Source organism: Parachlamydia acanthamoebae (assembly GCF_000875975.1).
In the GTDB taxonomy this organism is placed as follows: domain Bacteria; phylum Chlamydiota; class Chlamydiia; order Chlamydiales; family Parachlamydiaceae; genus Parachlamydia; species Parachlamydia acanthamoebae.
Genome location: NZ_BAWW01000054.1, coordinates 1 through 294, shown reverse-complemented (window position 1 = coordinate 294; position 294 = coordinate 1). Strand labels below are relative to the sequence as shown.

General features: G+C 33.7%; 1 protein-coding gene. It reads right to left on the bottom strand.

The features are described from left to right. Positions 1-294: transposase (locus tag AOM43_RS08640; RefSeq protein WP_193374863.1), on the bottom strand; the 294-nt coding region annotated here is incomplete at both ends.

The window sequence follows — 294 nt, the reverse complement described above, 5'->3', positions numbered from 1 at the left end:
TGGATTCGTTGTTCTTATATGTTGCCAATGCATGCCTGGAAAATCATAAAAGCTAAATAATTGATCTTTGTCTTTTTTCAAACATTCACAGGCTTTTGGATATTTTGATTCATATGTCCCAAGAAACTTCTCAAAAGCTTTTAGTCCATCCGTTTTTCTTGGAGCCATATAAATTTCGTGAATGATTTCTTTGGCATACTTTTGAACACTTTTTGGCATTTTATCTAAAATATTAGCCGTTTTATGCACCCAACACCTTTGCTGCTTTGTTGCTGGAAACTCTTCATTTAAAGC